This is a genomic window from Peristeroidobacter soli, from assembly GCF_004138485.1.
Classification (GTDB): Bacteria; Pseudomonadota; Gammaproteobacteria; order Steroidobacterales; family Steroidobacteraceae; genus Steroidobacter; species Steroidobacter soli.
Map to the genome: position 1 here is coordinate 491,359 of NZ_RYEV01000006.1, position 25,192 is coordinate 516,550.

Sequence of the window (25,192 nt, forward strand, 5' to 3'; positions counted from 1 at the left end):
ACGTTGTTGACCATATGATTTAATTGTGCACAATTCATCGGGCCGATGACATGACGTTTCAACATCACATGGTCAGGGGGATTTCATGAACACACGGATATCGGGTTCGATGGGTGGCGGCGTTCGGCAACAGGCTGCTGCAGGCCGGACGCTGCGCCGGACGTTGACGTTGATCGTGGGAACGGGCTGCCTGAGCGGGCCGGCGTTCTGCTTTGCTTACGATGTCGCCGCGGCAACGGCGGCGGCGAACAGCGCAGTCTGTGCCGATGCGGCACCTTTCTATTGGGAGATAGGCGGGGCGAGCGGTGCGCCCATCGTCAGCGGCCAGCGCAATGGCGGTGCCGGTACACCGACGTACACCCGTACCACGACGGTACCGTTGGCATCGGCATCGAAGTGGGTATTCGCCGCTTACGTGCTGGAGCGATATAACGGCTTGCCCACCGGCACCAGCGGTGCCGAGATCATCGATGCCCTGGACATGAAGCTCGGCTATACCAATCTCAACGATCTGCTTTGTTCGTACTCCTTGACCGTCTCGGGCTGTTTCACCATCGGGCAGAACGAAAACTACGACGCGGCGGCCGCCGGCAACTATTATTACAACAGCGGCCACGGTCAGTACGTGGCGAAAAGCTCCAGTCATTTGAATCTGGGCAACAAGACGCGCAACACTCTGTTCAGCGAAGTGGACGGCTATCTGAATCTCGGTCCGAGCTTCAGTTACACCAATCTGCCGTTGTCGAGCGGCCTGAGCGGTAACGCCGCCGACTACGCGACGTTCCTGCAGAACATCATGAACGGCACGTATGTGCTGTCGGGGCATCTGAACCACACGCCGGTGGCGACGTATCCTTGTGCCGCCGGGCTGACCGGTTGCACGCCGCTCGGCAGCGTCGACTTCCATTATTCGCTACATCATTGGATCGAAGACAACACCGGCGGCACGTTGTCCAACGGCAAGACGCTGTCGGTGGGCGACGGCGCTCATTCGAGTCCCGGTGCGTTCGGCTTCTATCCGTGGATCACCGCGGACGAGCAGTTCTACGGCATCGTCGCAACGGAAGGTGAGGCAGGCGAGTTCAACGATACCATCCCGTGCGGGCGAGCCATCCGCGCGGCATTCCTCGGCTCCTGATCCAGTGCGAGGGCTGCCGGTGCGTTTTGCGCCGGCAGCTCATTTCTTCTTTTTGGTGAGCTCGGCGGCAATGATCCGTTCGAGCGCCCCTTCGATGATGGCGCGTCCCGCAGCCTCGGCACGCAGACTGTCGCGCATCTTGAACGCGGTGGCGAGTTCCAACCAACGGCGAGTGGCATCGGCACGGGCTTCTCTGGTCGCCGTGCCGAGCGTGCCGTAGCTCGATAGAGCGCTGCGTGGCACAGGTCCGACGATGTCATCGACGGTCCGGTTGTCGGCGAGCGAAATCACATAGTAGCCGGCGTCGCGAGTCGCGGCAGTGAAGCGCTCGCTCTTGCTGGACGGATCGTTGCCAAGTTGCGCCACGAGTTTTACACGGTTCAGGAACTCGTCGACTTCCGCATCGCTCGCCTTGGTCACGGCGAAGCGGCAGGCGAGGCCCAGCATGGCCGCGGCGATCAACGTGGTTTCGAGCGAGGGTGTGGCGGTAGCCGCCGCCACGCGGGCGCCTTGATTCGGGATGTGCTCGATCCAGTGCTTGGCGCTGAGGGTTTTCAGCGCGTCGCGGACCGGGCCGCGACTGCTCTCGAACTCATCGGCGAGCGCCTGCTCGTAGATGCGGTCGCCGGGCTTGAGCTCGCCCTTGTTGATCCGCTGCACGATGGCGGCGGCGATGCGCTCGGACAACGGCGCATCGTTCTGCGTTTGCGGTTGAGGCATATGCGTGCGGCAAGGTTCAGGGCCAGGACTGCACGCATTCTCGCATAGTGCGATATTTGCTCAATATCGCAGGGTCAGCTCCACGCCGTAGGTCCGGGGGCGATTGACCGCCGCGGCCGTGGGACGGAAATCCAGCTCGCCGGCGGCGTTTCGGAACACCGCGGCGTTGTTGCCGGCGAGCGATTGAAACTCCAGGGTGTTGAGCGCGTTGTCGACGAACGCCTGCAACGACCAGCGCTCGCCTTGCAGGCCGACCCGCACGTTGAGAAAGCTTTGCGCGTCCAGTTCGCTCGCCGGAAAGTTTTGATTGGTGGCGTGGCGCGCGCCCACATACTGATAGGCGAGATGGCCGATGGCTTCGAGACGGTTGCCGACCGGCTGACGCAGGTTGAGACCGATCGCGGCGGCCCATTCCGGCACGCCGACCGGGCGATTGCCGGCCCGCAGATCGTAGGGAACGCCCAGCGACGCGAGCAGGGTTCGGTTGCCCAGCACGGCGTTGCCGCGAAACTCCGCATCCTGATAAGTCGTGTTCAGATAGACATCGATCGCGTCGGTGGCGCGCCAGTTGGTTTCCAGCTCCAGCCCCACGATGCGCTGGTCCGGTCCATTGACGGTGAGCACCAGCGGCGTCGAGGTCAGAATCTGCGGATCCCGATAGCTGGTGTGGAACGCGGCGGCGTTGACCACCAGATCGCCCTGCAGCCAGCGGGTCTTGGCGCCGATCTCATAGGAGCGCACTTCATCCTCGTCGAACGAGCGCAGCGTCTCGAAGCGGGCGAGGTTGCCAGCCGAGCCCTGAAACGCGGACGTGAACGGGTTGAGATTGCCGTTGCGTACGCCGGTCGAGGCCAGCGCATACAACAGATGATCGTTGCTGAGATCGACCTCGAGAGCGACGCGAGGCAGCCATTTCTTCAGCTCGAACGTTTGCCGCAGCGGCAGGCCGAACGAGGTGCTTGCCAGGGTATTCACATCGCTGACGATGAAGGGCGGCGTGATGGCGCTGCCGCCGGTGCCTTGTGCCACTCGGGAGCTGGTGGATGTATTGGTGATGTCTTCGCTCACGTAACGCACGCCGCCGATCAGCCGGACGCGGTCGGTCATCTCGTAAGTGAGCTCGGCGAAGGCGGAATATTGTTCCGACGCCACGGTGTTGCCCTGATCGATCAGCAGCGTCTGTGTGCCGGAGACGGTGTTCGGCGGCAGTTCCGCCGCTTCGGTGACCAGGCGGGTCGCGAAGTCGGCGTCCTGATAGTACAGGCCCGCGGTCAGATTCAGCGGTCCCTCCAGATCGGAGACCAGGCGAAATTCCTGCGTGAAGCTTTCATCCGTCGCGCCGGAGACGCCGATGCCCGTCAGCGGGGCGCTCGTGAACGTGCCGAAGGCGGCCGAGGATTGCGCGTCATAGAATCGATCGGTGCGTTCGCGCTCGTACCAGCCGGTGATCGACGACACCGTGAGCGGGCCGAGCGTCAGTGCGAGCTTGCCCGTGTACAGCTCGAAGTCATCCGAGCCGTGGCCGTCGACGGGTGAGCTGTAGCGCAGCCGATCCGGTGCGACATTGGGATCGACTGCGTTGGTCTCGCCCAGGTCGTCTCTGCCCACGAACGCCATCAGGCGCACTTCGACCGCGTCGGTCGGCTGCAGCAGCGCGACCACGCGGCCGCTCTTGGCCTCGTAGTCGTTCACGTCGTCCAGGCCGAGCCGCGGATTGTCGATGAAACCATCGTCCTTGCGATAGTTCACCACGCCACGCAGGCCGAACTTTTCCGGCACGACGATGGCCGAGGCCGCCGCCGAGACTGAGTAGTTCGTGCCGCCGTCCTCGGTGCCGGAGATCGAAGTCTTCATCACCATGTCATCGAAGGTTCCGGCGCCCAGATCCGGCTGATTGGTGAAATAACGAATGGTGCCGCCGACCGAGCCCTCGCCGAACAATGTCGGCTGCGGGCCGCGCAGAATCTCCACTCGCGTGAAATCGAAATAGTTGAAGTCCCGCTGGCTGGCGGTGGCAGCCGCGACCGGGATGTCGTCGAGAAACTGGCTGACCAGAGGCCCTGAGCTGCCCAGATCAGCCAGGCGTGCAGCCGTCCCATTGGCGATGCCGCGAATACTCACGTCGTTTTGATTCGGGCCGCGATCGATGAAGCTGATACCCGCGGAACGGCGGGCGATGTCCTCGAAATCTTCCACGCCTTCCTGCGCCAGTACCGCTGCATCCATTGCCTGGATGCTGGCACCGACGTCCTGCAGGCTTTCCTCCTTGAAGCGGGCCGTGACCACGACCTCTTCGACTTGAGCCTGAGCCAACGACACATGTGCACACGAGGCGAGCACCACGGCGGCGGTTTTGTTGATGCGCGCGCGGAGCGGGTGAGCGGACATGGCATTCCCCCAATTTGAAATGAACGGCGCGCTGCGTGGCGCGGCCTTTGTGCCTCACCGGAAACGCTCGTGACAGCCGGTGGCGGTGTTGGCGATATTGTGCACAATGCTATAGATTGTCAACAATAATGATCTACTGTCAGCAACAGCGACCGGAGCGGACATGACCTCTTGCAAGCGCGGCCCGAGCGGCGGCCTCATCAGTCGTCGACGAACATTGGCGTATCTGGCGGGCGGCCTGCTGGCTCCCTGGGTGACGGCGAGGAGCTTCCCGGCGGCGCTCGAATCGCCTCGTGGGCGTGCATCGCTCGAACGGGCGCTGCAGGATTGGCTCGCGAGTATCATCGAACGGCGCTGGGTCTCCGGCGCGGCGGTGCAGGTGCTGTCCGAGGCGGCTCCGGTCACAGCGATGCAGGGGATGGCGGACCGCGAAAGCAGTCGCCCCATCGCCCTGGATACGGTGTATCGCATCTACTCCATGACAAAGCCGGTGACGACCGTGGCGATGATGACGCTGGTCGAGCGCGGCCTCGTGAAACTGGATGGGCCAATCGCGGATTTCCTGCCCGAGTTCGCGCAGCCGCGGGTATTTGTGAGATTCGAAGGGGAAACGGTTGTCACCGAGCCGGCCCGTACGCCCATTACCGTGCGACACCTGCTGACGCATACGGCGGGCTTGAGCGAAAGTTTCAACGATGGCCTGGAGCCCACGGCGAAACTGTACAAACAGGCCGGTTTGATCGCGGGCCAGTGGTATCGATCGGGAAAGATCTCGACACTGGCGGATTTCTCGCGAGCCATTGCACAGATTCCCCTGGCGGCGCAGCCCGGAACGCGCTGGATCTATGGCACGTCGCTGGATGTGGCCGGCCGTGTGATCGAGGTGGCGTCGGGTATGGATTTCGGCGAGTACGTGCGCCGGCAGGTGCTGGAACCATTGGGGATGCGCGACACCGCATTCCAGGTTTCAGCGGCGCAGCGCACGCGGCTTGCGGCTCTATATCGAATCGGCTCGGACGGACTGGAGCGAATGGCCGATGAGCAGATTCCCGCATGGGGTACGGATCATGTCATTCCCACGGGCGGCGCCGGCTTGTTCTCGACACTGCCGGACTACTGTCGATTTGCGCGGATGCTGTTGAACTCGGGCGAACTCGATGGCGTGCGCGTGCTTCGAGCCGCGAGCGTCGACGCGATGATGACCGATCAACTGGCCGGAAAACTCGGACCCGAGCCGCTGTCGACCGCGGCCCGCTTTGGCCTGGGTGGGGAGGTCAAGGGGCTCGGCTTCGGCCTGGGCGGATCGGTGATGCTCGATCCGAATCGAGCCGACGGCTCCGATTCACTCGGCGAATACGCTTGGGGTGGCGCCGCGAGCACCACGTTCTGGGTGAATCGCGCCCGCTCCTTCGGCGTGGTGTTCATGACCCAGAAGCTGCCCTCCGGCGTGCACCCGTTGCGTGACGAGTTGCGCGAGCGTGTTTACCGACTGCTCTGAGCGCCCGCTCGTGCGTTTTCGCACGAGCACGCCCGATCCTGCGGGGGCGAACTAACGCTCGCCGAAGCTCGCTTCGAAACTCACGCCCACGGTACGTGGCCAGGGCGCGACGGCCAGTGTCGTGCCGTCGCTGAACACCGGCTCATTGGCGTCAGTCGCATTCTTCACGAAAGCCGCCACGCTATAGCGACCGAACTCCGCGGTCAGGCGCAGGTTGAGGATGGAGTAGTTGCCGATGCGCCGGTAGGTCGACGCCGTTCTCCGGAACGTGTTCGAGTAAGTGCCGGTGTAGCTGTAGTCCGCCGAACCGATCAGGTCCATGCCGCTCAACGGCAGCAGGTAGCTGATCGAGGCCGAGCCGCTGTAACGCGGCACGTAAGGAATCTTGTCACCGGCGCGCCCGATGGTGGCGGAGGCGAGCGAGGAGGAGTTGATCTGATCCTCCGTCAGATGCGAGTCCATGACGTTGAACGTGGCGCCGAGCGTGAGGCGTTGCGTGGGCCGATAGTTGCTCTCCGCCTCGAAGCCGTAGACGCGTGCGGCGCCGGCATTGGTGATGAACGAGAACACATTGTCGGCGGTGCGCGTCGACACCTGGATATTGTCCCAATCGATGCGATAGCCGGCGACGTTGACGACCAGCTTGTCCTGCAGCCACTGAGTCTTCAGTCCCAGTTCGTAGCTCCACAGACTGTCCGCCTCGAAGGGAATCAGATCCTGCGGAATGTTCGGAGTGTTGTTCGTGCCGCCGGGGCGGAAGCCTTCCGCCGCCGTGGCATACACCATCAAGTCGTCGGTCAGCTGGCCATTGACGCCGAATTTGCCGACGATGCCGGACTCGCCCGTGGTCGTTGACGTGTACGGACTCGCTGCCTGAAACGTCGGCGCGCTCGGTGTGACAACCTCGCCGGCCACCGTTTTGGTGTAATCGTAATAGCGCAGACCCGCGGTGACCGACCAGCCGGGGACGAATTCGTAAGTGCCTTCGCCGAACGCTGCCCACTGCCGGTAGTCCGTAGCGATGTATCTGAGGCCCGTCACATCGAGGGGCTCGATCAAGCGGCCGGTGGCCGCGTCGGCCCGCACGACGTAACTGTCGACATCGTCGTCGCGATCTTCGAAGTAGCCGCCGATGCTCCACTGAAACGCACCGTCACCGCTCGAGCTCAAGCGCAGTTCCTGCGTCAATACCGAGGTGTCCATGACGGCATAGAACAGCCCTGGCGATCGGCTGGCCGCATAGGCGAGATACTGATCGCGCTGTGCGGTGCTGCATGCGGCGGGCGCGGTCAAGTTGAAATAGATTCGACAAGCCGTCGTGGGAGCGGCCAGCGACGATAAAATCGTAGCGGTGGCATCCACCGTGCGCTCGGTCTGGGAGTTTTGCCACGACGAGGCGGACACCAGCTGCGCTGGCCCCAGATCCCATTTCACCACGGCGCTGAGCAGGTCGAACTGTTCATCGTAGCTGTATTGCGTGGGCCAGTTGTGATTGAACTGACCCAGCGCCACTCGATAGAACGCCGCATCATCGAGCTGCGAGTCCTGGTGGATGCCCATCAGAGTGAGCGATAGCGTGTCCGTCGGCGTGTACTGCAGCGAGGAGCGCACACTGTACTGTTCCATGTCGTTGGTATCGTTCAGCCGCAACGCGAGCTGATCGATATAACCTTCGCGATAGGTATAGGTGCCGACGGTGCGCAGCGCGAGCTGGTCGGTCAGCGGCAGATTCAACATGCCCGCTCCGCCGTAGTTGACTCCTCCGTGTTCGGTCGAGGACACCTCGGTGCGAACGCGGCCCGACAGCGCCTCCGGATCGGGATCGTTGAAAATGTAGCGCACGGCGCCGCCCATGGAACTGGAGCCATACAATGTTCCCTGCGGACCGCGCAGCACTTCGACACGCCGCAAGTCATAAACGGCCAGATCGCCGGTGCGACCGCCCGGATCGGCAGCGGTTCCTTCCGAACCGACGATGGGCGTTTCGCCGTAGTACATCGCAACTGTCGCTTCGCCTTGCGAGCGCACGCCACGAATGGACATGCGGCCGCGGCCACCGCCAGTCTCACCCTCTTGCACCACCAGGCCGGGCACTTCGCGGAAGAAATCTTCCAGACTCTGCGCGCCGCGCCGTTCCAGCGCATCTCCGGAAATCGCGGTAATCGCCAGCGGTGTTTCCTGAAGCAGCGTGTCCCGCTTGGTTGCGGAGACCACGATTTCTTCGAGCGTGTCGACAGCGGTCGACTCGGGTGCTTGCTGTGCGAGCGCCACTTGAGACATCAGCAACGCGCCGGCCGTCCACGTGAATTTATACTGCTCCACTCGCGCACTCCCCGTTCATGTTGTTGGCAATCTGTCGGGCAGCCGGCGTTGGCGCTCCGGATTCGATCCTATGCGCAAGCCGATTCGCGCTCTTGACGAATCAGGCAATCGAAATTGTCAATTAGATGCGCGTTACCAATCGAACGGTTCGCAGGCGCGCGACAGAGTGCCGATGCGAGGCCTGGCACGGCCTGCCGCCGCAGCGACCAGCGCGGTACTTTCGCGAATGATGCCGGGGTCGTCCTTGTGCACCATGTGGCCGGCATCCTGGGCAATGAAATATTTGCCGTGGGTCCGGTCGACCAGATCGATATGACCGCGACGCCATCCGGCGATGAAAGCAGGGCTGACACTCGAGGCGTACTTTCCCGAAGAGATGACCGCGACCGGCACGCCACACAGCGGCGGATAGCGCCGCACGGTTTCGAGTGTCGCCGCGAATGCGCGGGACAGGCGCAAGCCCGCTTGTTGTTCCTTGGTGGGATTGGGAACGTCGTTGGCTTTGATCCGCGGCCCGGCGACGACGGCGGCGCCGCCGATTCCATCGATGCCGAGTGCCGTGTTGGCATCCACATAGACCAGACCGATGACGGCCTCGGGATACAGGTTGCCGAACAGGTGGATCAGAAAACCGCCGTAAGAGTGACCGACGAGAATCAACTGCCGCGTGCGACCTAACTCGTACAGCCCGGCGTGCAAGCGGGCCACCTCCTCGTACACATCATAGGTGTCGCGAGGCAAGCTGCTCGAGCCCATGCCGGCACGGTCGTAACTTATGACTGTTGCGCCAGTGGCCTCGGCCAGCAGCGACGCCGTTTCGTTCCAGGTATCCGCATTCAATCCGGAGCCGGCCTCCAGCAGTATCGTTCGATCGTCGCCGGCATAGATCCGGAAATGCAGCTCGACACCGTTCACGCTCAGCGTTCGGTCGCTGGGACCGGCGGCGAAAGAGGACGGCGCTGCCAGCAAGAGCAGCAACACAGACAGGTATTTCATGGGCGCATTATGCAGCCTTTCGAAATTCCGACTTTGCTCTCGAGGCTGCGCAGTCGCCGCGGCAGCAGCTTGAAGGGGTGCGGAGCCTGAGTGAGAATCGGCCGGCCGGGTGGTCGGCCAACCAGAACTCACTGATGCTCAACAAGCCGGATGCTGGGCTCGCGACCGATCCTGATGCAGGGACGGGAACGTGTGGCCTGGATGGCGAAGCGGTCAAAGCCTTGCTTCAAGGGGCCGTGCTCAAAGGGCGCGACCCGCTCGTCATCCTGCGCGGTGCCTCGATCGATCCGCTGGTTTATGGAAATGCCGATGCGGCGATCGATGGCCGGTCGCTGGTTCGGCTGGTGCGCCAGATCCAAAGCTCGATCGACGATGTGTACCTCGGCTTTCTGGGGCAGGGCTGCCGGCTGGCGCTCGAGACCGAGCGCATGCTGTCCTTCCTGCACTGTGCGACTTTCGGTGAGGCCTTGCGCGTAAGCATCCGGTTCACGGATGCGATGTCCACCGACGTGGGGCCCTGGATCGAGGAAGAGCACGGCTCCGGGCTGCAACACATCTGCAAGTACCACACGATCGCCGGCGTCGAGCGCGACATCCTGGTGTGGATCCGATTCGTCTGGATTTATCAGATGTTCAGCTGGCTGATCGGCCGCCCTCTGGCGTTGCGCGGCGTTTCTGTCAAAGGGTCCCGCCCGGTGCAGGCGAACGGCTTCGATCGATTTGCGCTGTTCGGTTGTCCGGTGACCTTCAATGCGCCGGTCGATGCGCTCTGTTACAGCTGGAGCGACCTGACGGTGCGGCTGGTGCACGGCTCGATTTCGGAATACGAAGAATATTATTCGAGCGAGCCCGACTGGTTCGCTTCACCCGGCCATGGCTTGAGCTGGCACGAAAAGACCCAGCAGGTGCTGATCGATCTGCAAAAGGCGGGGCTGGGGTCCGCGCCCATCGAAGTGGTGGCGGCGCGCCTGCGCACCCGGCCGCGACGCCTGCGCCACGACCTGGCGCTCGAAGGCCATAGTTTTCAGGACATCAGGACACGCTTGCGAGGCGAGCTTGCGAGTGCGTATCTGCTCGCAAGCGATGTGCCCATTACCGCCATCGGTCTGGTGCTGGGATTCAGCGAGCCCGGCAGTTTCTCTCGCAAGTTTTTCGCCTGGGCGGGCATGACGCCGTCCGCTTATCGTGCCGAGTACATCGCGGATCCGGTGAAGGTCGCCGCCGCCACGGCTTTGCTCAAAGAGCGCCGCATCTCGTAAGCCTGGTCACTTCTGCCAACTCGGTCTGTCACTCCTGCCATGGCCTTTTTTTCGGCCGGTGGCATCCTCCTGCGCAACGCTAGAGGCTGGCGAACAGCCCTAAGACGAACTCAGAACGAGGGGGACGGGATGAAACTGAATCGCACCGCCAAGCTGCGCGGCAGAATGCTGTACCTGGGCGCTTCGACGCTGATCTGCGGGTTCGGGCTCAGCGCCGAAGCACAGACTCAAAACCAGGATGAAACGCGGCGTGCACCGACCGAGACGGTCATTGAAGACATCGTAGTTACGGCCGAGCGGCGTAGCGAAGGATTGCAGAACGTTCCCATCGCGATCACCGCGATCTCGGGAGATACCCTGCAGGAGGCTGGCGTAACGAGCGTCGGCGAGCTGGTCCAGCTCACGCCCAGCCTGCAATTCGGTGAACGCTTCGGCAATGTGTTCATCGCCGTGCGCGGCATCGGTCAGGCGGGCCAGGATATCGGCAGCCAATCCGGCGTCACGGTGTCACAGGACGGCGTGCCGCTGCTCAATCACTTCATGATGGACGGGACATTCCTGGACGTCTCGCAAGTCGCGGTACTGCGCGGACCGCAAGGCACGTTCGAAGGGCGCAACGCCACCGGCGGCGCGATCAACGTTTACAGCAATCAACCGACCAACGAGCTCGCCGGCTCGATCGCGCTCACCGCGGGCGAATACGAACGCTGGGGTGTGCGAGGGTTCGTGAACGCGCCGCTCATCTCCGATCGACTGATCGCCCGCGTCGCTTTTCAGAGAGAAGAAGCCGACGGCTGGCTCAGAAACGATTTTCTGGGCATCGACAAGAACGATACCGATCTGTCGCAGGTCAGGGCGTCGTTGCTCGGAAAAGTTACCGACGACTTCACTGTGCGCGCCATCTTCGAAGCGACGCGCGATCGTGGCAATCCCGCTTTCGCAACTGTGTTGGGCCGTGCGCGCCCCGATAAGCCGACGATCGTCGAAGTCTTGGGACTGCCGCGGAACGATCTGGAGAATCGGGTCGTGTACATGAATCGCAGCGACCAGCGCGATACCGAAAGCCATAAATCGATTCTGATCGCGAACTGGAACGTGCGTCCGGGCTTCGCCATCGCATCGACGACCGGTTATATCAAGCATGATCTGGTGCTGACCGACAGCGACAACGACGGCACCACCGGCGACTTCTCGGACTTCCCGTACGTTGGCATCCACGTGAATCAGTTCACGCAGGACCTGACAGTGACCGCGGACCTGAGCAACAGGACCGACCTGGTCGCCGGCGCGTTCTATATGAATGGCGAGTCCAGCCAACCGCTGGTGCTGAGCGTTCCGCCGGCGCTGATCGGCGCGTTCAACTATGACCCGGTCGAGAAGCTGGATTCCTATGCGATTTACGCACAACTCCGGCATCAGCTGACCGACAGCCTGCGCGTGACCGTGGGGGGACGCTACACGATCGATGAAAAGGACTTCGTGATGGACGCCAACATCATCGGCGCCAGGGTTCGCAGAACCGCCGACGATTCCTGGGGTGCGTTCACGCCGCGGTTCGTCATCGACTATGTTCCCAACGACAACACGCTGCTTTACGTGAGCGCGTCGCGCGGCTTCAAGTCCGGCGGATTCAATACGTTCGGCGACGTGTCCCAGCCCGTGAATCTGTTCGATCCGGAGTTTGTCTGGAACTACGAAGCGGGCCTGAAAGCCTCGTTCCTCGATCGGGCGCTGCGCATGGGCGTGACCGGTTTCTACTCCGATTACACCAACCTGCAGCAGACGCTGTTCCGGATCAATCCGCAGACCAATGTGAGATACCCGCGGGTCGAGAATGCGGCTTCCGCGACGATCTCGGGCGTGGAGCTGGACCTCGAAGCGATTCCATTCCGCGGCTTGCGGCTGAGAGCGTCGGCGACATGGCTCGATGCGGAGTTCGGCCACTTCACCAGCATCGATCCGATCTATCCCGAACGCGGCGATCAGGATCTGACCGGCAATCGCTTGCCGCAGGCGCCGCAGTGGCAGTTCGGCGTGTCGAGCGAATACAGCTTGCCGATCTCCAGCGCCTTGGAGATCGTGGCGCGGGCGGACTACAAGTGGCAGAGCGAAATCTATTTCGATCTGTTCAACAATCCACTCAATACCCAAGGCACCTACGGATTGCTCAATGCCTCCGTGTCGATCGGCACCATGGACGCGCGCTGGTCGCTGACGGCTTTCATTCGTAACGCCTTCGATGAGCGTTATGTGAGTCAGTCCCTCACGTCGGCGAGCGATACCGTGCCCGCCCGGGTCGGGCAGTTGGGAGCGCCCAGTCAGTACGGCGTCACGCTCAGCCATCGTTTCTAAACCGCTCATGCTGAAAGATGAATCGACGCCGCAGCTGCGGCTGTATCGGGACTGGCTGGCCCGCGAATACGGTCTCACGTTCGCGGACTATGCGGCGATGTGGCGGTGGTCGACCACGGACCTGGCGGGATTCTGGCGCAGTCTCTGGGATTATCGTGAGATCGAGTCGTCCACCGCCTTCGGCGCTGTGGTCGACGGCCTGGAGATGCCAGGCGCCACTTGGTTCGAAGGCGCGCAGGTCAACTACGCGCGCCAGGTCTTTCGTCATGTCGAGCGTGCCGAAGCCGCCGGTCTGCCCGCCATCGTTGCTGAGAACGAGCGCGGCGTCGTCACGCAGATCGGCTGGAAGGAACTGCAACGACGTAGCGCTTCGCTCGCGTTGGAATTACGTCGTCACGGCGTGGGTCGTGGCGACCGGGTCGCTGCATATCTTCCAAACATTCCCGAAACCGTGATTGCACAGCTCGCCTGCGCCAGCGTGGGCGCAATCTGGACGGTGTGCTCGCCCGACATGGGGACGCCCGCCGTGCTGGAGCGTTTTCGACAGACGTCTCCTAAAGCGCTGATCGCCGTCGATGGCGTGTTCTATGGCGGCAGAGCGATGGATCGCAGTGTCACCGTCACCGAAATACGGCGGGAGTTGCCGAGCGTGGTGGCGTTGTTCGTCATCCAGACCGGGTATGGCGAAGCGCTCGTTCCCAATTCGAACGATCTCGCGACGGCGCTGTCACGAACGGACGATGAGGTTGAGGCGTTCGAGCCTGAATGGCTGCCGTTCGATCATCCGCTGTGGATTCTGTATTCGAGCGGGACCACCGGCCTGCCCAAAGCCATCGTGCATGGCCACGGCGGCGTCATCGTCTCGACCTATGCAGGCCTGCTGCATCTCGACCTGGGCGCCAGCTACTCGCCCGATTCGTTCGGCGAGCGCTTTCACTGGTACACCGCCACCGGCTGGGTCATGTGGAATCAGCAGGTCGGGGCACTGCTGGCGGGGACGACGATTTGTTTGTTCGACGGCTCGCCCGGCGGCGCCAAGGACAAACCGGATTGGACGACGCTCTGGGCATTCGTCGCGCGTCATCGGGTGACCTGGTTCGGCGCGGGCGCCGCGTTTTTCAACAGCTGTCGCAAGGCGAATATCACGGTGAGCGACGCTGGAGATTTGAGCGCGGTGCGCGCGTTGGGCAGCACCGGCTCGCCCTTGCCGGTGGATGTTCAGCGCTGGGGCACCGACCAATTTGCCGCCATCGGTCGCTCAGAGATTTGGTGGTGCAATATCAGTGGCGGCACCGACATTGCCGCCGCGTTCTTCTCGGGCAATCGCGAATTGCCCGCCACGCCGGGCAGGCTTCAATGCCGCCATCTCGGCGCCGCTGTGGAAGCATGGAATGAAAAAGGGCAACCCGTGCTCGAGCAAGTGGGCGAACTGGTGTGCACTCGGCCGTTTCCGAGCATGCCGCTGTACTTCTGGGGCGACGAGGACGGCAGTCGTTACCGGTCGTCGTACTTTCTGGAATGGCCGGGAATCTGGCGGCACGGCGACTGGCTGCAGATCGAGCGCGATGGCAGCTGCACGATTACCGGCAGAAGCGATGCGACCATCAATCGTCACGGCTTGCGCATGGGCACCGCCGATATCTATTCCGCCGTGGAACATCTGACCGAGGTCTTCGACAGTCTGGTCATCGATATCGAAGACGGGCAGGGCGACAGCAAGCTGCTGATGTTCGTGGTCCCGAGAGACGGGCGCGAGCTGGATGCGGCTCTCGAATCGGCCATGGCATCGGCCATCCGCACGGCGCTGTCGCCTCGCTTCATTCCGGATCGTTTCATTCATGCGCCGGGCATTCCCCGCACCTTGACGGGCAAGAAGCAGGAGCTGCCGGTCAAACGTCTGTTCCAGGGTTGGCCCATGGCCAAGGTTTTCAATCTGGATGCGATCGCCAATCCCGAGATCATTCCGTGGTATGCGGTGCGCGCGAAAGCCTGGCAGGAGCGGGGAGCATGACGGTGGCTGCGCGCCCCGTGCGGCCCGGGGTGGTCCTGGGCATGTTGTGCTTCGTGTATGTGCTCAACTTCCTGGACCGGCAGCTGATCTCGATTCTGGCCAAGCCCATCCAGGACGGGCTGCAGATCAGCGACAGTCAGCTGGGCCGGATCACGGGTTTCTATTTCGCGCTGTTCTATTGTTTCATCGCCATTCCGGTCGGCTGGCTGGCGGATCGCACCAACCGCATGAAGGTGCTGTCGATTGCATGCGCGCTATGGAGCGGGGCGACCGCCGCGTGCGGGATGGCGGGCAGCTACGGGCAATTGGTCATCGCGCGCATGGCGGTTGGAGTCGGCGAAGCGGGTGGAGTGCCGCCGTCGTACGCGGTGATCTCGGATTATTTCCCGCGTGAACGGCGGGGCGCCGCGATGGCGATCTTCAATTTAGGCCCGCCGCTCGGGTCCGCGCTGGGCGTGGCATTCGGCGCCTCGCTTGCCGCGGCCTTCGACTGGCGAATCCCGTTTTACGTCATCGGCGCCGTCGGCGTCGTCACTGCGGTTGTCGTTTATCTCCTCGTTCCCGAGCCGAGACGTGGCGGACACGAAGCGGCGAGCAGCGCTCCGGGCCCCGGTTTCGTTGCTACCATCGCACGATTCTTCTCGAACCCCATCCTGCTGCTGGCATCGATCGCGAGTGGCGCCGCGAACTTCATCACTTACGGCATCAGCAATTTCGCCACGCTGTTCCTGATGCGTGAGAAGGGCATGCAACTGAGCGAGGTTGCGATCTGGTATGCGCTGGTGGTGGGTGTGGGCATGAGCGCCGGCATTTATGTTTCCGGCCGGCTCATCGACCGGTTCGGCGCCCGCACCAAGGCGGCCTATGCCGTCATCCCGGCCATCTCGCTGGTGCTCGCATTGCCTTTCTTTCTCGGCTTCGTCTGGGCGCCGCACTGGCCGCTGGCGCTGATCTTCCTGTGCGCTCCGATGTTCCTGAACTCGTTCTTTCTGTCGGCGACGGTGACGTTCGTGCAAGGCGAAGTGCATCCCGATCAGCGCGTGATCTCGGGGGCGTTGCTGCTGCTGGTGATGAACTTCATCGGTCTGGGCTTGGGGCCGACTTACGTGGGCATGGCGAGCGACTTCTTTCGCCCGGACCACGGAGCTCATGCGTTGCAGGCTGCGTTCTTCGCGCTGTCGCCGATGTATTTGATCGCGGCCCTGCTGTTTCTCACACTGGCCCATCGAATCATCCGGTCCCAAACGCTCACAGGAGAACGTGCGCGATGAATTTTCGGTCGCTTTTGGTCGCAGCCTTCATGGGACTCTGCGGCTGCTCGATGCCGCCCGCTCCTGAGACGAACGAGGCGTCGCCTGTTGTGAACGCGCCGGCTGGTAGCGTGCGCGGTGTGCGCGAGGGAGATGCGAATGTTTTTCGCGCGATCCCTTATGCGTTGCCGCCTACAGGCGAGCGTCGTTGGCGTCCTCCTGCGCCGATGCCTCGATGGAACGAAGTTCGTACGGTCCAGCAGGCCGGTGCGGCGTGCGTGCAGCCTGCGATGGCACCAGGCCCGTACAACCGGGGTCCGAAAGTGCTGATGAATGAAGACTGCCTGACGCTCGATGTCACCGCGCCTGTCGATGCGCGCAATGCCCCGGTCATGGTCTGGATTCACGGCGGCACTCTCATTTGGGGCTCGGCACAGTCCAAGATGTACTCGGGACGCGAGTTCGCCCAGCGAGGCGTCGTCCTCGTATCCATCAACTACCGTCTGGGTGTTCTCGGCTATCTCGCCCATCCCGAGCTCAGCAAGGAGTCGGCGGACGATGTTTCTGGAAATTATGGATTGCTGGATCAGATCGCCGCGCTCCGCTGGGTGCGGGAGAACATCGCGTCGTTCGGCGGTGACGCGGGCAATGTCACGATATTTGGCGAGTCGGCCGGGGCCTTGAGTGTCGAGTATCTGCTGGCATCGCCGGCGGCGCACGGTCTCTTCGAGCGGGCAATCGTGCAAAGCGGTTATCTGTTCACGATGCCGGAATTGCGACAGGCACGATACGAGGAGCAGTCGGCCGAGAGCATCGGCGCCGCGCTCGCCACCAAGCTCGGTGCTTCCAGCATTGCGAAAATGCGGGCGATGGGCGCGCGAGAGCTCGTCGATGCGACTGCCGTGGCCGGGTACGCGCCGTACGGCACGATCGATGGCAAGATTCTTCCGCGACAACTCGTCGATACATTCGATCGCGGCGAGCAGGCGCCGGTGCCGCTGATCGCTGGATTCACCAGTGGCGAGATTCGCGGTCTTCGGTTCCTGTTGCCTCCTGCTCCAGCCAGCGCATCGGTCTATGCGAATGATGTGAGGGCTCGTTACGGCGACCTTGCGGACGAATATCTCCGGCTTTATCCGCCACGGGATTTGGACAAGACCCAATTGGCCGCCACGCGCGATGTGGTGTTCGGCTGGGCTTCAGAGCGGTTGGTACGGAAGCAGGCCGCCCTCGGACAGCGCTCCTTTCTTTATTACTTCGATCACGATTATCCGAACGCGGCAGCAATGGATCTCACGGCGTTTCATGCCAGCGAAGTGCCGTTCGTGTTCGGGACGTTCGATGCCACTCCCGCCGGCTGGCCGGCGATCCCGAACACGACCGGCGAGCGACAGCTCGCTGGCGCCATCCTCGATTACTGGACCAGCTTCGCGCGTGACGGCCAACCGTCAGCGACGAATGGGCCGTCGTGGGCGCCGTTCGCACCGCGCAGCTCATATATGACTTTCGGCGACGCTCCGCAGCTGTCGAGCCAGTTCATGCCCGGCATGTTCGAGCTGCACGAGCAGATCATGTGCCGCCGTCGGGCCGGCGGCACGCAGTCATGGAACTGGCGCTCGGGTTCGATTGCGCCCGTGATCGCGGGGCCGGTGGCGCACTGTGCCACTGAATAGACGAGTTGCCCGCCCGTTCAAACGTCCTTGCGCGCCAGTTCGAAGTGCATGCCGTCGGGGGTGCCGAAGTGGCCACCCCAGGCGAAGCCGTATGTGGCGAAAATGGGCGCGACGTCCTGGAGCGAGCCGGGGGTGTTGCGGGCCGCGGGGCGCTGGCCGTAGCCGTTCCATTCCGCGTTGAGATCGATGGCGACGCCCCAGCTGTGCGAGCTGAGCGGCTTGTCGAGGTCGCGGCTGATGTGCCGGGGTACGAAAGTGCCGGCGCAACTGAGCAGCAGATCGGAGAGGCCCGCCTTGGCGATTTCGTCGAACACGGCGGCGAAGTGCCGGGCCGCTTTCTTGTGAACGCGGATGTTTGGAAAGTCCAGCTGGGCGAGCGCCGGGACCGGAATCAGCTCGGTGTTCTCGCGGATCCATTCCGGTTCGATATCGATGAAGCCTTTTTTCGCCGCCTCCCTGAAACGAAACTGGCCGAAGAATCTCATCAGGTCGGTCGTGCTCAGCGGCAGGATGGTGTGGTCGGCACGACGATTCACCGCCGGCGCCGGCCCGGCCGCTTCGGCGGGCTGCGTGGGAGGCGGGACGTCGCGCACGACACCGCCACCCCACACAAAACCCTGGCCCGCGATCAGCTCATACCATTGGCCCTGACCGTTGATCGTGTCGCCGGGCAGGGCGGCTTGCATCTCCAGTCGGGTGCCGGGCTCGGCACGGCCGATGCGGGCCGCGCTCAAGCGCGCGGCCGAGCGAATATTCAGTTTCACGTTGACGCGAAACATTTGTGTCGGTTGGAACCGCGCTCGAATCGGATCAGCCGACATAGTCGTCCCCCGCTCCCGACGCCAGCCCCAGCAACTCCTGGATCTGCGCTTGAGTGAACTCGCCGGTGGCGTCCTGCCCGTGGTCGCTTTGCCATTGATTGATGGCGGCGCGCGTGGCCGCATCGAAATAACCGCTGACAGCAATGTCGGGCATCGACAGCGCGCGCTGAATACGACGCACCTCGTGTTCCTGCAGGCCCGCTTCGGCCGGATTCAGAGCGTCGCTCATGGGAACGCGACTGGTCGCGGCGATGCTGGTAGCGGTGGCCGTCGATGGATCGTTCACCGACGGCTTTGCTTTGGCCTGCTCGGTGTCGCCATCGATGCGGGGACCCGAGCCGCGCAGCTTCACGACTTTGCTCAATATATCGAACCAGAACGGCGCGCCGAGCGTGACGGCGATGGCGGTGATGATCCAGCCCAGCAACATCAAGGCCAGTTGCCCGGTGCGAGACTGGCCGCAGTCGGTCGTTTGTTTCTTATGGTCCGTCGACGGTTTGCAAGGTTTCGGGTCGCGCAGATTGGACAGTACCGCGTCCGACCAGCCGATCGGCAGGCCGGTCTCCTTGAGCTTGTCCAGGTCCCGCAGCCGCACGCACAGAGATTTGACCGCCGGATCCTCGGACTCCGCGCATTGCAAATCGCGCTCGCCATTGCGTGCCGCCAGCGCAACGCGCTCGACAGCGATGCTCGACGCAAGCGCGTCGCGCTGACGATGTGTCTCAGCATAGGCTTCGCGTCGTGGTATCAATGTTCGCAGCTGATCCAATGTTTGGTCGATGCGTGCGCTGGAATTCTCACGGTTGCTCAGGTAGGCGCTCGATGCATCGTCGCGCATCCGGATGCGATCCAGATGGCCCGGCAGTTCATCGAGATACTGAAGGATGCGCAAACGCGCCCGGGGTTCGATGGCGTCGGGCCGACCTTCCGTCGCTTCGATGGCGACGAACATCGATTGAGTGAGTCTCGCATAGTCGCGAGCCACCGCCTCGGTCGCATCGGTTCGCTGCGGCAGGCTGGTCAATGGTGGCAATGAAGATTGATTGCGGCCGGTGGCCGTCGCTTGCTCGGTGCCGGTCGCCTTCGATGCTTCATACTGCTCGCTGACGCTCACACCCAGCCTGGCAATGGCTTCGCGCGACGCTGCATCGTTCCAGAGGTGAGGTGCGATCGCGAGCGGATCGATGTTCACCGCCGCGGCAACCAGCAGGCCGATGATGAACAGCCAGGATTGAGTCCAGCGCTTGTACCAGCCGGTGGAACGTTCGGTGACCGAGTCGAACCACGCCTGCAGGCGTTTCTCATAAGCCGGCCAGTCGTTCTCGACACCGGGCAGCAGGCTCGCGAGGCCAGTGGCGAAAGAGGTCGGCGCGGGGATGCCGGCCGCCGCCACGCCGCCGGTCGTGATCGCCGACACCAGTTCGGCGGGCGAGGAGGGGCGGATCCCGCCGGAGTAGCTGGCGGTCAGTTGGGATAGCAGCGATGTGACCATGACGTCGGCACTGATGTACGACGGCTTGCGATTCGCGTCGGTCTCCGGGCTGGGGGCGAGCGACACGATCAGCGGATGATTCAACAGCTGCTCCGCGAACGTGGAGTTGTCGCCGACGAACGAAGCGATGGCCTGTCGCAGGACGCGGCCCCGCTGTTTGCGCATCGTGGAGAATGCTTCGACCAGCGTCGCAACCAGCAGGCTCGTCAGCGCGAACACCAGGACCAGGCCGATGGCGACGTCGATGATTCTGCTGTCCATGCGGCGGCCTCAGGCGATGTCGCGATAAAAGAGATGATTGCGGATGCGGGCGCAGGGTGTGCGTCCACGCGCCCAGCGCGGCGGCGTGATGGTGCGAGCGTGATAATGAGTTGCGCCGCTTGTCGTATCCTGTCGCGCACGTTCCGTTGGATCCAGATCCCGGAGTTGCTGTGCGAGCTGTAGTGCGAGCGAGTAGATGCCGTTCGCCGATGTGAGTTTCAGCAGCTGCGACCGATTCGGATCGTCGGTATTCCAGCAGCTGAATTGGTAAGGACGCAGACAGACTGCGGCGACGGTCTTGCCCCAATACGTCTGACGCGCGACCCGATTGAGTACCACGTGAGCCACGGCGCTCATTCCTTCGGCGCCTTCGCCGCGGGCCTCGCCCCACATCGTCTTCGCGAGAGCGCTGAGCTCGTCGGCAGGCTCCGGCGTCGGCGCATCGATCGCACTGCCCGACATGGTCTCGCTGCTGACCGGGACCGGAGGGCGGATCAGCTCTTCGCCTCGACACACGACTCGTGCATTGGCCCATCGCAAGATGCGTCCAATGGGAATCGCCACCGCGTTCCGGTCGGCGCCATCGGGAGCCGAGCCGGCGTGGATTCCGACCAACTCGTCGTTCGAGCTCCAGATGGGAGCGCCGCTGTCGCCGCCCCGAAATCCGGGCGTGGCGCTCCAGCACAGTGCGTCCTTGATGGTATAGACGATGGGTTGTATCCGGCCCACCGACAGGCGGCAGGACATGTACTGCTGGCTGTGGCCATGGAATATCTGGCCCTGAGTGCGCAACTGCAGTCGATGATCGCCGAACGGATCGACCGCGCCGCGCGGCCATTCGTCCTGTTGTCGATTCAGTTCCCGCAGTTCCGACGCGTCGATCTGCACGAGCGCCGCATCGATGCTGCTTTCGGGTTGAGCCCGACCGAAGTTCGGCGCCCAGTCGAACAGCCGGCCGTGCATCGGCGTGTTGCCATCGTCGAGGGAGACTTCGTCCTGGGCTCGAGTGGTTGCGGAGGCGGCCAGTACGTGGCCGGCGGTCAAAGCAAACAATCGTCTCGGATCGTCACGGTGCCTCAAGATGGCGCCAAGAGTGCCGAACGACGGCGGTGTCGAAGGATGCGAGACGTTGCGGACTTGCACCCACGCGGCGTGCGAGCGGCCGGCGAACCCCCCGCGAATGGAACGAACCGGTATGGAGGAGCCATCCAATGGAGACAGCAAGGTGCGTGGCAATCGATGTCCGGCGCAGTCGTCATCGAAGCCAAGGGTCAGCGCGCAGCCGCTGGCAATGGTTGTTCGATCGACCGACTGTTGCAACCAATGCAGGTCGCCGCAGACCTCGCCATGCAGCCCGATGGCACGTCCCTGCGCCTGCGCCTGCGCCTCGGCGCCCGCCGAGATCACGTGAGTCAGCTGCTGTCGCAGAGCTCGCAAATGTTCGAAGCGTGTCGGCATGGGCGAAATCTTCCGCCTCAGTTCGGAATCGTGTCCTGGGCGAGGGACTGGTCGGTCCCGGCGGTGGCGGGCGTTTGCGTGCCGGCCGCCGCATTCTGCTGGGTCGAAGGCGGCACGAACCTGCAGGCCGCGATTCCCTGGTTGTCACGGCTCGGCTGGGTCTGCGCCACTTTGCTTTCGACATTCACACGCGCCTGGAAGCTTCTGATCAGCAGGGGTTCGAGCTCCGCGATGGCCTGTTGTTCTTTCGGCGAGGGGCCCATCTTGGAAGATTTGTAACCGCTCTGCGCCTTCCACACGTCCGGTGGCGGGATGATCCTGTCGGACAGGCCCTTGACCGTGTTGAGCACGGTGTCGGCATCCGGTTCGGTCGAGAGCACCTCACTGCTGACCTGGGTCTGGATCTGTACCGATCGATTCCACAGATTGGTCGCGGCTTCGCGCACGGAATTCGCTGTCTCACGGGCAGTCTCGAGCGCCGCCTTCACGCGAGTCCGCTCCAGGCCCGCTCGTTCGTACGCCGACATGAGCTCGGGCGAAGGCGGCACCGTGGATTGCTTGCGTCCGCCTCGTGGCGCGCATTTCTTTTCCCGATCGGCGCGCAGCAGCTCGCATACCTTTGCGCCCTCGACTCGAAACGTAGTGCCGTTGAGTTCCGGGCATTCCACCGGCTTTTTGCACTCTTCGGTTTGCGGAACCGCCGCCTGGATTGCCTCCAGCGTTACTGTGACAGTGAGCGGAGCGTACTTCTCTTGCCAGTTGCGCAACTCTTCGGATGCAAGCGCCGAGGCCTTTAAATCGCGGTTGAGCTCGTCCTGCCAGGCGGTGGTCTTGTCATAGGGTTTGGCGGTACTGACGGCACAGCCCAGGGCGGCGGCACCCGCAAGATATATTCTCTGGCGGGGCTTGGAGGTGAAAGTGGTGCCGACTGCCCAGGTCGCGGTGCCGAGCACACCGGCGGCGGCGATGTCCTTGCTGCTGCCGTCCGTCAATCCTTTGAACAGCCCGAATGCGGATATTCCAATCAGCGCGGCGCTCGTGCCCGCCGACAGCTGCGACAGACTGGCGACCGACCCGATGTAACGGCGTTGCACCGACAGAATGTCATGTTCCACGCCTGCAAAGTCTTTGGGAATCCCGGTGTCAGGTTGTTTCTTGTTGGGATGCAGGCTATCGGAAAACACCTGGGGTCTGAACGCGGCACATCCGCCGAGGCTCAGAGTGACCGCTAGAATTGTCACAAATCGCACTGCAGCCCGCGGACTGCTCGCGATTCGCCTTCGGTCCAGGGGCCATCGCCAAGACGCCGCACTCATGTGCTCTCCCTGTCGACGATTGCGAGATCACCGCGGCGGTGACCGTATCGTCCCTTTGTTTTATCTACAAAGTAACAGGTTCGCGCTCCGCTGCAAATGTTTCTTGGCTGACATTGCGACGAAACGTTTGGTTCGTCGAAAATTTTGACAGGCCGCCCGCCGCCGTTGGTTTGCCAACTCGTCACTCAGGTGACAAGATGCGCTCGCGGGTCGACGCGTCCTCATCGTAGCTATGTTACGTCTGTTACGGCGCGTCGGCCCTGCTCCTCTCTTGTTAACGTTCTATCAGGCGCACGCGCGCATCGTTTCCCTTCGTTTGTATAGTCGACATTAGTTTGCGGGCAATCAGATCTTTGGTATTGGGTTTGGGCTGGGACGTCTCGAGTTTCAACAGTCTGCGCGCGGATCCGGTGAGAAGGTCGGTCAGTCCCAACAGGTCGTCGTGATCCGAGTGTCGCTTGAGCGCGGATGTCGACACGCTGTGCGAAGCGGTCGGGAATTCCTCTCGCAGATAGGCTGCGACAACGTCGCTCTTGGACGCACGCATGACAAACTCTCGCGCGCCGCTGGCCCCAAAGGCGTGCAGCATACGTCGGAGGTGACCTGCCAACTGACGTTCCATGGACGCCGTCTCCTGCACGGGTCGTACGTGAAACGGCCAGAACAACAGGCTCTGATCCGCGACCACAGCGGGAAACAGCGTCTCCACGAACGGTATCCGGCGCCGGTCGCACCGTTGAAATTTGATGTCGCGTCGAAAGTTCGTTCTGGCGCGCGCCGCACGGATCACCGCGCCCTGGGCCTTGGGCGATTTCACGAGCAGCACGCCCATCACCCAGTCGCCTTGCGCCTCGGTGCCGCTTTGATCGACGAAGACGCTGACCAGATCCTGAGCGACTTTTTTCTCCACCCCGGCGGCGAACGCAGTCGATGACAGAAACATCAACGCGCCGAGCCGTATTACGTTGCGACGACTGTTGTCCATGATCGTGCCTAGCGCGCCGCGCCGCTGAGGTAGGCCGGAAGGATGGTCGTATCGTCCATGGTCGTCCCCTGCAGTTGATCGTTGGTCAATCCTTCGACATCCCCGAGATTCGCCCCGCGCAGATCCGCCCCGGTCAGCACCGCATCTTTCAATCCGACGCTGCTCAAAATCGCATTGATCAATTTCGTCTTGGAAAGATTCGCACCGGTCAGGGTGACTTGGTTCATCTCCGCGCCGGTGAGATCGGAGCCCTGCAGTTGCGCCCCCGACATGTCGGTCGTGGCGATCGCGAGGAACGAGAGATTGGCGTCCGACAGCTTGGTGTTTCGAAGCGAGGAAGCGATCAGCTCCGCGCCATTGAGTCTCGCGCCGCTCATGTCGGCGCGATCGAAGTTGCCCCGACGCAGGCACGCATCCGAGAAGATCGCGCCGGGGAGCGCCACGTCGGGCAAAGAGAACGAGCGAAGGTCGACGCGAGCAAGGTCGACGGCGGCACCGTCGGCGGCCTCCTTGTTCAGAGCGGTGACCAGATTCAGCGCCGTTCGTACGTCCTCGCAGCCGCCGGTCGACAGGTCGTCACAGCGATTCTCAGCGCTCGGTCGTTCCGTCGCGGGGCAACCGCCTGCTTCCGTAGGAGGTTTGGTGCGTGAGGTGCGAACAAATGCCGCCAGGATCTCCCGGGCCACGGCCCGATCGTGCGAGGACTCGATACCCACCCGCTGCAAACCATACAGCCCGCCCAAGCGTACGTGCATGCTGACGTTGCCCAACTGCTCGATCGACCGGGACAGGCGATCGCTGATTCGCCCCGACTGCGCGAGCTGCAGCGTTTCGCGCGTCGCGACCAGCTGTTGCCACGTGAAGAACAGACCGGCGAGCACCGCGGCTCCGCCGACCAACTGCACCATCGTGCGCCGAAACTCATTTTCGGTTTCGGGTCGATCCTCCGGGGCGATCACAGCCGCGTGACCGTCGACCTGCCACTTCGGAACGAACCACAGCAGCCACGCGGCCAGCAGTACGGCGCTCAGAATGCCGGCGCCCAGCCGATCGAGAAGGAAATGTGCCACCCCGATGACTACCAGGATGCCGAGGAAGCTGACGAAGGCGAGGGTGTTCTTCTTCATGGGCGTCTGCATACGTCCTTTTATGATCCCCGCGAAACATCTTATATGGACTGCAGGCCGCAGTCGCGTTACTTGCGTCGCGACACCTCGGCGACCTCCGAAGGCGGTAGGATGTGACTGAAGTG

17 protein-coding genes are annotated in these 25,192 nt (G+C 62.9%); 7 read left to right on the forward strand and 10 right to left on the reverse strand.

Features of this window, described 5'->3' with window-relative positions; all coding sequences use genetic code 11:
- Window positions 1–85: 85 nt before the first annotated feature.
- Window positions 86–1,138, forward strand: coding sequence for a hypothetical protein (locus EKO19_RS28495; RefSeq protein ID WP_129780777.1), 1,053 nt, complete (start codon window positions 86–88; stop codon window positions 1,136–1,138).
- A gap of 39 nt (window positions 1,139–1,177) precedes the next feature.
- On the opposite strand, the gene EKO19_RS28500 is transcribed toward EKO19_RS28495, so the two are convergent.
- Window positions 1,178–1,858, reverse strand: a complete 681-nt coding sequence (locus EKO19_RS28500) for a GntR family transcriptional regulator (RefSeq protein WP_129780778.1) — start codon at window positions 1,856–1,858, stop codon at window positions 1,178–1,180.
- Between the two features lie 60 nt (window positions 1,859–1,918).
- Complete coding sequence (locus EKO19_RS28505; RefSeq protein WP_129780779.1) at window positions 1,919–4,246, reverse strand: TonB-dependent receptor; 2,328 nt, start codon at window positions 4,244–4,246, stop codon at window positions 1,919–1,921.
- Between the two features lie 163 nt (window positions 4,247–4,409).
- Here EKO19_RS28505 and EKO19_RS28510 point away from each other — a divergent pair, with 163 nt between their 5' ends.
- The gene (locus tag EKO19_RS28510; protein ID WP_129780780.1) at window positions 4,410–5,744 is read left to right on the forward strand and encodes a serine hydrolase domain-containing protein; all 1,335 of its coding nucleotides are present in this window, start codon (window positions 4,410–4,412) and stop codon (window positions 5,742–5,744) included.
- Window positions 5,745–5,795: 51 nt separating this feature from the next.
- Here the strand turns inward: EKO19_RS28510 and EKO19_RS28515 are convergent, their stop codons facing one another.
- Both EKO19_RS28515 and EKO19_RS28520 read right to left on the reverse strand, forming a co-directional pair.
- The gene (locus EKO19_RS28515; protein WP_129780781.1) at window positions 5,796–8,066 is read right to left on the reverse strand and encodes a TonB-dependent receptor; all 2,271 of its coding nucleotides are present in this window, start codon (window positions 8,064–8,066) and stop codon (window positions 5,796–5,798) included.
- Window positions 8,067–8,198: 132 nt separating this feature from the next.
- A complete protein-coding gene (locus EKO19_RS28520) occupies window positions 8,199–9,062 on the reverse strand; it encodes an alpha/beta fold hydrolase (protein ID WP_129780782.1) in 864 nt (287 codons plus the stop codon).
- A 134-nt stretch (window positions 9,063–9,196) separates the two neighbouring features.
- On the opposite strand from EKO19_RS28520, the gene EKO19_RS28525 reads away from it, so the two are divergent.
- The 5 genes from EKO19_RS28525 to EKO19_RS28545 all read left to right on the forward strand — a co-directional run bounded on the left by EKO19_RS28525 (window position 9,197) and on the right by EKO19_RS28545 (window position 17,607).
- Window positions 9,197–10,321, forward strand: coding sequence for an AraC family transcriptional regulator ligand-binding domain-containing protein (locus EKO19_RS28525; protein WP_129780783.1), 1,125 nt, complete (start codon window positions 9,197–9,199; stop codon window positions 10,319–10,321).
- A 129-nt stretch (window positions 10,322–10,450) separates the two neighbouring features.
- Window positions 10,451–12,673, forward strand: a complete 2,223-nt coding sequence (locus tag EKO19_RS28530; RefSeq protein WP_175597228.1) for a TonB-dependent receptor — start codon at window positions 10,451–10,453, stop codon at window positions 12,671–12,673.
- A 7-nt stretch (window positions 12,674–12,680) separates the two neighbouring features.
- The gene (locus EKO19_RS28535) at window positions 12,681–14,684 is read left to right on the forward strand and encodes an acetoacetate--CoA ligase (protein ID WP_129780785.1); all 2,004 of its coding nucleotides are present in this window, start codon (window positions 12,681–12,683) and stop codon (window positions 14,682–14,684) included.
- Window positions 14,681–15,955 (forward strand): spinster family MFS transporter, encoded by a 1,275-nt coding sequence (locus EKO19_RS28540; RefSeq protein ID WP_129780786.1) that lies wholly within the window; start codon window positions 14,681–14,683, stop codon window positions 15,953–15,955. Before EKO19_RS28535 ends, EKO19_RS28540 begins: the two co-directional genes overlap by 4 nt.
- A gap of 50 nt (window positions 15,956–16,005) precedes the next feature.
- Entirely contained in the window at window positions 16,006–17,607 is a 1,602-nt protein-coding gene (locus EKO19_RS28545; protein WP_217705669.1) for a carboxylesterase/lipase family protein, read from the forward strand.
- A gap of 17 nt (window positions 17,608–17,624) precedes the next feature.
- Here the strand turns inward: EKO19_RS28545 and EKO19_RS28550 are convergent, their stop codons facing one another.
- The 6 genes from EKO19_RS28550 to EKO19_RS28575 all read right to left on the reverse strand — a co-directional run bounded on the left by EKO19_RS28550 (window position 17,625) and on the right by EKO19_RS28575 (window position 25,067).
- Entirely contained in the window at window positions 17,625–18,386 is a 762-nt protein-coding gene (locus EKO19_RS28550) for a M15 family metallopeptidase (protein WP_175597229.1), read from the reverse strand.
- A gap of 31 nt (window positions 18,387–18,417) precedes the next feature.
- The gene (locus EKO19_RS28555) at window positions 18,418–20,181 is read right to left on the reverse strand and encodes a peptidoglycan-binding domain-containing protein (RefSeq protein WP_129780789.1); all 1,764 of its coding nucleotides are present in this window, start codon (window positions 20,179–20,181) and stop codon (window positions 18,418–18,420) included.
- A gap of 9 nt (window positions 20,182–20,190) precedes the next feature.
- Complete coding sequence (locus tag EKO19_RS38950) at window positions 20,191–21,639, reverse strand: cell wall hydrolase (protein WP_217705670.1); 1,449 nt, start codon at window positions 21,637–21,639, stop codon at window positions 20,191–20,193.
- 17 nt (window positions 21,640–21,656) lie between these two features.
- Window positions 21,657–22,823 carry a hypothetical protein gene (locus EKO19_RS28565; protein WP_129780790.1) on the reverse strand — a complete coding sequence of 389 codons (1,167 nt, stop codon included), beginning with the start codon at window positions 22,821–22,823 and terminating at the stop codon, window positions 21,657–21,659.
- Between the two features lie 406 nt (window positions 22,824–23,229).
- Window positions 23,230–23,940, reverse strand: a complete 711-nt coding sequence (locus EKO19_RS28570; protein ID WP_129780791.1) for a hypothetical protein — start codon at window positions 23,938–23,940, stop codon at window positions 23,230–23,232.
- Between the two features lie 8 nt (window positions 23,941–23,948).
- Complete coding sequence (locus EKO19_RS28575; RefSeq protein WP_175597230.1) at window positions 23,949–25,067, reverse strand: pentapeptide repeat-containing protein; 1,119 nt, start codon at window positions 25,065–25,067, stop codon at window positions 23,949–23,951.
- Window positions 25,068–25,192 lie beyond the last annotated feature (125 nt).

Bases quoted from the DNA above. Each gene is read 5' to 3' on its own strand.
- EKO19_RS28505 (WP_129780779.1), bottom strand. From the start codon at position 4,246: ATGTCCGCTCACCCGCTCCGCGCGCGCATCAACAAAACCGCCGCCGTG.
- EKO19_RS28550 (WP_175597229.1), bottom strand. From the start codon at position 18,386: ATGTTTCGCGTCAACGTGAAACTGAATATTCGCTCGGCCGCGCGCTTG.
- EKO19_RS28530 (WP_175597228.1), top strand. From the start codon at position 10,451: ATGAAACTGAATCGCACCGCCAAGCTGCGCGGCAGAATGCTGTACCTG.
- EKO19_RS28545 (WP_217705669.1), top strand. From the start codon at position 16,006: ATGCCGCCCGCTCCTGAGACGAACGAGGCGTCGCCTGTTGTGAACGCG.
- EKO19_RS28510 (WP_129780780.1), top strand. From the start codon at position 4,410: ATGACCTCTTGCAAGCGCGGCCCGAGCGGCGGCCTCATCAGTCGTCGA.
- EKO19_RS28520 (WP_129780782.1), bottom strand. From the start codon at position 9,062: ATGAAATACCTGTCTGTGTTGCTGCTCTTGCTGGCAGCGCCGTCCTCT.
- EKO19_RS28570 (WP_129780791.1), bottom strand. From the start codon at position 23,940: ATGGACAACAGTCGTCGCAACGTAATACGGCTCGGCGCGTTGATGTTT.
- EKO19_RS28535 (WP_129780785.1), top strand. From the start codon at position 12,681: ATGCTGAAAGATGAATCGACGCCGCAGCTGCGGCTGTATCGGGACTGG.
- EKO19_RS28540 (WP_129780786.1), top strand. From the start codon at position 14,681: ATGACGGTGGCTGCGCGCCCCGTGCGGCCCGGGGTGGTCCTGGGCATG.
- EKO19_RS28525 (WP_129780783.1), top strand. From the start codon at position 9,197: ATGCTCAACAAGCCGGATGCTGGGCTCGCGACCGATCCTGATGCAGGG.
- EKO19_RS28575 (WP_175597230.1), bottom strand. From the start codon at position 25,067: ATGAAGAAGAACACCCTCGCCTTCGTCAGCTTCCTCGGCATCCTGGTA.
- EKO19_RS28495 (WP_129780777.1), top strand. From the start codon at position 86: ATGAACACACGGATATCGGGTTCGATGGGTGGCGGCGTTCGGCAACAG.
- EKO19_RS28555 (WP_129780789.1), bottom strand. From the start codon at position 20,181: ATGGACAGCAGAATCATCGACGTCGCCATCGGCCTGGTCCTGGTGTTC.
- EKO19_RS38950 (WP_217705670.1), bottom strand. From the start codon at position 21,639: ATGCCGACACGCTTCGAACATTTGCGAGCTCTGCGACAGCAGCTGACT.
- EKO19_RS28500 (WP_129780778.1), bottom strand. From the start codon at position 1,858: ATGCCTCAACCGCAAACGCAGAACGATGCGCCGTTGTCCGAGCGCATC.